Annotated in this window: 6 protein-coding genes and 1 pseudogene; 1 reads left to right on the plus strand and 6 read right to left on the minus strand. The window is 58.5% G+C overall.

Annotated features, from left to right (window positions below):
• The 5 genes from AAAB35_RS22065 to AAAB35_RS22085 form a co-directional block, all read right to left on the minus strand.
• On the minus strand, nt 1-1,393 hold a 1,393-nt coding region (locus AAAB35_RS22065; RefSeq protein ID WP_340670415.1), incomplete at its 3' end, for an NAD+ synthase.
• A gap of 51 nt (nt 1,394-1,444) precedes the next feature.
• Nucleotides 1,445-1,795, minus strand: coding sequence for a diacylglycerol kinase (locus tag AAAB35_RS22070; protein ID WP_340670416.1), 351 nt, complete (start codon nt 1,793-1,795; stop codon nt 1,445-1,447).
• Nucleotides 1,796-1,844: 49 nt separating this feature from the next.
• Nucleotides 1,845-2,279 (minus strand): GFA family protein, encoded by a 435-nt coding sequence (locus AAAB35_RS22075; protein WP_340670417.1) that lies wholly within the window; start codon nt 2,277-2,279, stop codon nt 1,845-1,847.
• A 59-nt stretch (nt 2,280-2,338) separates the two neighbouring features.
• Nucleotides 2,339-3,514, minus strand: coding sequence for a Na+/H+ antiporter NhaA (gene nhaA / locus AAAB35_RS22080; protein WP_340670418.1), 1,176 nt, complete (start codon nt 3,512-3,514; stop codon nt 2,339-2,341).
• 159 nt (nt 3,515-3,673) lie between these two features.
• Entirely contained in the window at nt 3,674-5,053 is a 1,380-nt protein-coding gene (locus AAAB35_RS22085; protein WP_340670419.1) for a 3-deoxy-7-phosphoheptulonate synthase class II, read from the minus strand.
• Nucleotides 5,054-5,249: 196 nt separating this feature from the next.
• Here AAAB35_RS22085 and AAAB35_RS22090 point away from each other — a divergent pair, with 196 nt between their 5' ends.
• Entirely contained in the window at nt 5,250-6,137 is an 888-nt protein-coding gene (locus AAAB35_RS22090) for an alpha/beta fold hydrolase (RefSeq protein WP_340670420.1), read from the plus strand.
• Here AAAB35_RS22090 and AAAB35_RS22095 read toward each other — a convergent pair.
• Nucleotides 6,134-6,570, minus strand: a pseudogene (locus AAAB35_RS22095) (gamma-glutamylcyclotransferase); the annotation flags it as partial. The gene AAAB35_RS22090 and the pseudogene AAAB35_RS22095 overlap by 4 nt on opposite strands.

Below are 6,570 nucleotides of genomic sequence, written 5' to 3' on the forward strand. Positions count from 1 at the left end.
CCTTGTCGATGATATTCTTGGGGATCACCTCGCCCGAGGGGCCAAGCACGTTGGGCGGCACATGGCTGTTTCGCCAGCGCGCGAGCCCGTAGACCTGCATCTTGTAAAGGTCCTTGATCGGATTGTAGCCGCCATTCATGTCGCCATAGAGCGTGGCGTAACCAACCGACATCTCCGATTTGTTGCCGGTAGTTACCACCATCGAACCGAATTTGTTGGAGATTGCCATCAGGATCGTGCCACGAGCACGGCTCTGCAGATTCTCTTCGGTAATGCCTTCCTTGGTGCCCTCGAATATCGGGCCAAGCGCCTTCAGGAAGCCCTGCACTGGTTCGAAGATTGGCACGATGTCGTAGCGGCATCCAAGCATGCGGGCGCAATCCTCCGCGTCTTTCAGCGAGTCCTTCGACGTGTAAGTATAAGGCATCATCACCGCGCGCAGGCGCTCTTCGCCCAGCGCGTCGACGGCGAGCGCCGCGCAGATCGCCGAATCGATGCCGCCCGAAAGCCCGAGGACGACATCCTTGAAGCCGTTCTTGTTGACGTAGTCGCGCAAGCCGAGCATGCAGGCGCGATAGTTTGCCTCCTCGCCCTCGGGTATCCGCGACATCGGCCCCTCGCTGCACGTCCAGCCAAGTGTGCCGCGCCGCCACGTCGTCACGTTCAGTTGCTCCTCGAACTGCGACATCTGGAAGGCGAGATTCTTGTCGGCATTGAAGGCGAAGGATGCGCCGTCGAAAATGAGATCGTCCTGCCCGCCCAATTGATTGGCGAAGATGAGCGGTAACCCTGTCTCGATCACCTGGCGCAGCGCAACCTGATAGCGCACATCGACCTTGCCGTTGTAATAAGGCGAACCATTGGGAACGCAGAGGATTTCCGCCCCGCTCTCCGCAAGCGTCTCGCACACGCCGAGTTCGCCCCAGATGTCCTCGCAGATTGGAACGCCGATGCGCACGCCGCGGAAGTTCACCGGGCCCGGCATTGGCCCTGCCTGGAACACCCGCTTCTCATCAAACTCACCATAGTTCGGCAGGTCCACCTTGAAACGCTCGGCGACGACCTTGCCCTCATCGAGGACCATCACAGCGTTGTGCAGGCCGGATGGCCGCTTCAAGGGTATGCCAATGATGACGCCTGGGCCGCCATCCGCGGTATCGGCGGCGAACTCCCGAACAGCCTTCTCGCAGGCCTCGATGAATGAACCCTTCAATACGAGATCTTCTGGCGGATACCCCGAAATGAAAAGCTCCGTAAACAGAATGAGATCGGCGCTTTGCCGCGCTGCGTCGGCGCGCGCCTCGCGGGCTTTCGCCAGGTTGCCTTTGATATCACCGAGCACGGGATTGAGCTGAGCGATAGCGATACGAAGAATGTCAGGATTTTTGCTCATATTGAACATATATCGTTTCGTTGTGGGCAAGGCAATGTGAGAGCGCGGATATCAGCCAAAAAATACGCCCCAGAGCGTATAGAGCCAGACGGCCGCGACAAGAATAACCGAGATCAGTACGGCGAGCGATCCACAATCCTTGGCTATCTGGATCTCCCGATGAAAATCGAGGGAAACCGCGTCGCATGTGGCTTCGATCCCAGTATTGAGAACCTCGACCAGGATGAGAAACAGGACCGACCCCGTCAGCAACAGAAAGGAAAGGCCCGAAGGCGAAACTACGGCCGCGATCGGTATCGAGACAAAAAATAGAACCAGTTCTTGTTGAATCGCTTTCTCATGCTTCGCCAGATGTTTCAGCGCCCGCATGGAATTGATGAATGCCAGTACCAGCCGATGCATACTCCACCCTCGTTTGTCCCCTCAAGCTTTAGAGCGAGATTGGCGAAGGTCAATCCCTCGGCGGCCCATTGCCTGCGACCACGACACTGCCGCCGCTTTTCTCGTACTTTGGCAGTTCATCATCGATCGCATAATAGTCGCCCTTGTCGGCGACGAAGATGTGGCATTCGCCCTTCAAACTGCTTGGTTGATCGAACGCGCCGGCCATGACCGATATGTGGTCAAGGTCGCGGTGCTTCCAGAAGAGGACCGAGCCGCAGCTCTTGCAGAAACCGCGCCGGGCAAAATCGCTCGCCTCATACCACGTGACGTTTTCCTCCCCGGATATGCTGATCGCATCGTCCTGAACATTCGTCGCAGCATAAAAATGGCCAGATTGTTTGCGGCATTGCGAGCAATGACAATAGACAACGCCGCGCAATTCTCCGCGCGCTTCAAAGCGTACCCTTCCGCAAAGGCACGATCCCGAATGCATTTCCGCCATTCTGCCACTCCCTGCAATTGGCAAACCATAAGCGAGGCTTTTCGGCGCAGCTCGCGTATTCACGCCTTCTTGGAACGGGTAGCCGCCACGGCGAGCACAAAAGCGCCGACAACGGCAGAAAGCAGCGAACCAAGCAGCACGCCGAGCTTTGTCTCGTCCTGCAGAAGTGGAGACTTGTCATAGGCGAGCAGGCCAATGAACAGGCTCATCGTGAACCCAATGCCGCACAAAATCGCCACCCCGTATATTTGAACCCAGGTCGCGCCCGGCGGGCGTTCGGCAAGCCGGAACTTGATCGCAAGCCAGGCGAAGGAGAAGACGCCAAGCTGTTTGCCAACAAAGAGGCCCGCCGCCACGCCGATTGGAACTGGATCGGCAAGGTTCGACAGCGAAACGCCACTGAACGACACTCCTGCATTAGCGAAGCCAAAGATCGGAACGATCAGGAATCCCACCCAAGGCTGGATCGCGTGTTCAAGCTTGACCAGTGGCGAATCGGCTTCGCCACGTTTGCCCTTCATCGGAATTGCGAGAGCGAGAAGCACACCGGCAATGGTTGCGTGGATGCCCGATTTGAAGACGAGAATCCAGAGTATCAGGCCAAGAACAAGGTAAGCCCAAAGGCGCACCATGCCGAGGTAGTTCATGGCGATGAGGATGGCAAAAACCGCTGCGGTTCCAGCCAGTGCCGGAACGTTTAGGCCTTCCGAATAGAAGAGTGCGATGATGATGACGGCACCAAGATCATCGATAATGGCAAGTGCGGTCAGAAACACCTTGAGGGAGATCGGAACCCGCGCGCCGAGCAGCGAAAGCACCCCGAGCGAAAAGGCAATGTCGGTAGCCGAAGGGATCGCCCAGCCGCGAATGGTTCCGCCCTCATTGAAGAAAAGGAAAATCAGGGCGGGGACGACCATGCCGCCAACCGCCGCGAAGCCCGGCAAGGCGCGCCGCGACCAACTGGACAACTGTCCGCTGATCATTTCGCGCTTTATTTCGAGCCCGACGAGCAGAAAGAAAATCGCCATCAGCGCATCGTTGATCCAGTGGAGGATACTGAGCCCGCCGACGTAAGTCTTGAGAAAACCGAAATAATCTTCCCTGAGCGGCGAATTGGCGATGATCAGGGCGAGTGCGGCAACAGCCATGAGGATGATGCCGCCGGCTGCCTCATTCTCCATGAACGTACGGAACGATGCAGTGAGGCGGTTACGGCGCGCGGGTTTTATGTCCATGCTGACTTGATAGAATCCTGAAACGAAAAACTCCAGTCCCGAAATCGGACTTTCACGGGTTGTGGACCGGGCCCGAAAAGCCCCCACCAGATGGGTCTCCCAAAACGAAGGGCGGCCACAAGGACCGCCCTCACAGATCATCATCAAACAGCTTGTTGCTTACGCGTTGACCGCCAGCTTCTGGGGGTGGCTGTCGCGCTCCTTCTTCAGGAGTTCAGCAACAAGGAATGCCAGCTCCAATGCCTGGTCCGCATTGAGACGCGGGTCGCAGTGCGTATGATAGCGGTCGGACAGGTCGTCGGCCGAAATGGCGCGGGCACCACCCGTGCACTCCGTAACGTTGTTGCCGGTCATCTCGATGTGGATGCCGCCGGGATAGGTCTCCTCGGCGTGATGAACTGCAAAAAAGCTTTCGACTTCCTTGAGGATGCGGTCGAAGGGCCGCGTCTTGTAACCATTGGCCGTGATCGTGTTGCCATGCATCGGATCGCACGACCAGACGACATTGCGGCCTTCCTTCTGCACCGCGCGGATCAGCCTCGGCAGGTGGTCGCCCACTTTGTCATGGCCGAACCGGGCGATCAGCGTCAGCCGCCCTGCCTCGTTCGCCGGATTGAGCAGATCGATGAGCCGGATAAGATCGTCCTCCTCAAGCGTCGGGCCGCACTTCAGGCCGAGCGGATTCTTGATGCCGCGGCAGTATTCGACATGGGCGTGGTCCGCCTGACGGGTGCGATCGCCGATCCAGATCATGTGCCCGGACGTGCCGTACCAATCGCCTGAAGTAGAGTCGACGCGGGTCAGCGCTTCCTCGTAACCGAGCAGCAAGGCCTCGTGACTGGTGTAGAAATCCGTTTCGCGCAGTTGAGCATTGGTTTCCGATGTGATGCCGACAGCGCGCATGAAGTCCATCGTATCGGCAATGCGGCGAGCGAGTTTGCCATAGCGTTCACCCTGCGGGCTGTCGGAGACGAAGCCGAGCATCCACTGGTTGACGTTTTCGAGGTTGGCATAGCCGCCCTGCGCGAAAGCGCGCAACAGGTTCAGCGTCGCAGCGGACTGACGGTAAGCCATTTCCTGTCGCGCCGGGTCCGGGATACGGGCCTGCTCGGTGAACTCGGTACCGTTGATGATGTCGCCGCGATAGACCGGGAGTTCAACGCCGTCCTTCGTTTCCGTATCGGCGGAGCGAGGCTTGGCGAACTGTCCGGCGATGCGGCCGATCTTCACCACCGGCTGCGAGGCACCGAAGGTCAGGACAACCGCCATCTGCAGGAAAACGCGGAAGAAATCGCGGATGTTGTCGGCGCCGTGTTCGGCAAAGCTTTCGGCGCAATCGCCGCCCTGCAGCAAAAAGCCCTCGCCGCGCGAAACGGCCGCCAGCTGCTTTTTCAACTTGCGCGCCTCACCTGCAAAAACCAGCGGCGGATAGGTACGAAGACGGGCCTCGACATCGCTCAGCGCCTGAGCGTCCGGATAAAAAGGCATCTGCTTTACCGGTTTGCCTCTCCAGGAAGTCGGTGTCCAGTTCTTCGTCATTATTGCACCTGTTATGACCTTCAATATCGGTTGTGATTTGATTGCATTTTTCCGGGCCTTGCCGGAGGCGCTCATATAGTCCAATTGCTGCAGATATACCAGTCCCGTTAACGATTGCGGCCATGTTGCGAAATCACCATTGTCGAGGGCCTCATTTTGAATTACGTTAACGTCAAAGTAAGATCTGGGAGGATCGATGAAGGATATACGTTTCGTGGCAGCGGATGGCTTTCCGCTGCACGGTCATCTGTATGAGGGCGGGGGCGAAGGCCCGGCCGTCCTGATTTCGTCCGCAGCCGCGGTACCCGATGCGATCTACCGCCACTTTGCCAGCCACCTCATCGATCTCGGCGCATCCAAAGTACTTACTTACGACTATCGTGGCGTCGCCCGTTCCGAGGCGCCCAGCCGCTGGAAATCGCGCCTCAATCTGAAGGATTGGGGCGTCCTCGACTTTCCCGCCGCACTTGATGAACTCAGGCTACTTTCGGGGTCCCGCCCGATGGTCGGCATCGGCCATTCCTATGGCGGCGTCGCGCTTGGACTGAGCAACCGATCGGCGAGCTTCGAGCGCTATGCGCTGCTGGCGTCTCTCTCGGGCTACTACCGAAACACGGCGCAGCCCTGTGCCATGTATGCCAAGATGAATCTCCTCGGCGTGCCTCTTACGATCCCCTTCGGCAAACTGCCGAAATGGGGCGGCCTCGGCGAGGCTGTTCCCGGTACGATATTTCGCGATTGGGCACGCTGGTGCCGAAATCCGAATTTCCTGTTCGCAGACCCGGCTGTTCCCGAAGCGCAGAACTTCCAGAAGGTGACGATCCCCCTCCTCTCGGTCGGGATTACTGACGACGTCTGGGGAACGCCACGCGCGGTCGAAAGCCTGCTCCGCCGCTTCGGCAATGCTTCAGTCCTGCACGAAATGTGGTTTTCGCCGGCAAGCTCGGACGGCGCGCCCATCGGCCATCTCGGCTTTTTCCGCAAGCACCAGGCGAACAAATTGTGGCCGGCCGTGACCGACTGGCTGCTCAACGACAAGGTGCCTGACGGCGCAGCATTGAGGCGGGAAATGCGCGCCGCTTAGGTCTCTCGCATTTCTACAAAAGTTGCACCCCGTTTCATCAACAGCCGGTCGAAGAGGTCGGCCTCGCTTAGGCCAAGCCTGACTGCACGCGGATAGGCCGGCGCATCCCGGTCCCTGTAAATCGGCGTGTCGAAATTGTGTGTCTCTTCAACGAAGCGTCGCAGCCCTTTCGAACCGTGCTCCACGAGGAACCCCTGCATGACGGCATCGAGATAGGACTGGAGGATCATCGGCGGGTCCGGATGGAACGGCACCTCTTGATGCGCTTCATAGACGAATATCGGGGAGCCTCCCACAAGCGAGGCTGCAAGCGCAATCTGATCGGGCAAAACCGTGCGCCTGTCATAATTTGCTTCACGCAGGTCGATGGCGGCCAGATTATCGACATGGTCGAAAACAAGCAGACCATCGATGCTCGCCCCCTCCTCACGCC

The sequence above is a fragment of the Phyllobacterium sp. genome, assembly GCF_037994425.1.
Taxonomy (GTDB): Bacteria; Pseudomonadota; Alphaproteobacteria; order Rhizobiales; family Rhizobiaceae; genus Phyllobacterium.

Excerpts from the sequence above, each read along its gene's own strand:
- AAAB35_RS22075 (WP_340670417.1), bottom strand. The coding sequence starts at position 2,279 with ATGGCGGAAATGCATTCGGGATCGTGCCTTTGCGGAAGGGTACGCTTT.
- AAAB35_RS22070 (WP_340670416.1), bottom strand. The coding sequence starts at position 1,795 with ATGCATCGGCTGGTACTGGCATTCATCAATTCCATGCGGGCGCTGAAA.
- nhaA (WP_340670418.1), bottom strand. The coding sequence starts at position 3,514 with ATGGACATAAAACCCGCGCGCCGTAACCGCCTCACTGCATCGTTCCGT.
- AAAB35_RS22090 (WP_340670420.1), top strand. The coding sequence starts at position 5,250 with ATGAAGGATATACGTTTCGTGGCAGCGGATGGCTTTCCGCTGCACGGT.
- AAAB35_RS22085 (WP_340670419.1), bottom strand. The coding sequence starts at position 5,053 with ATGACGAAGAACTGGACACCGACTTCCTGGAGAGGCAAACCGGTAAAG.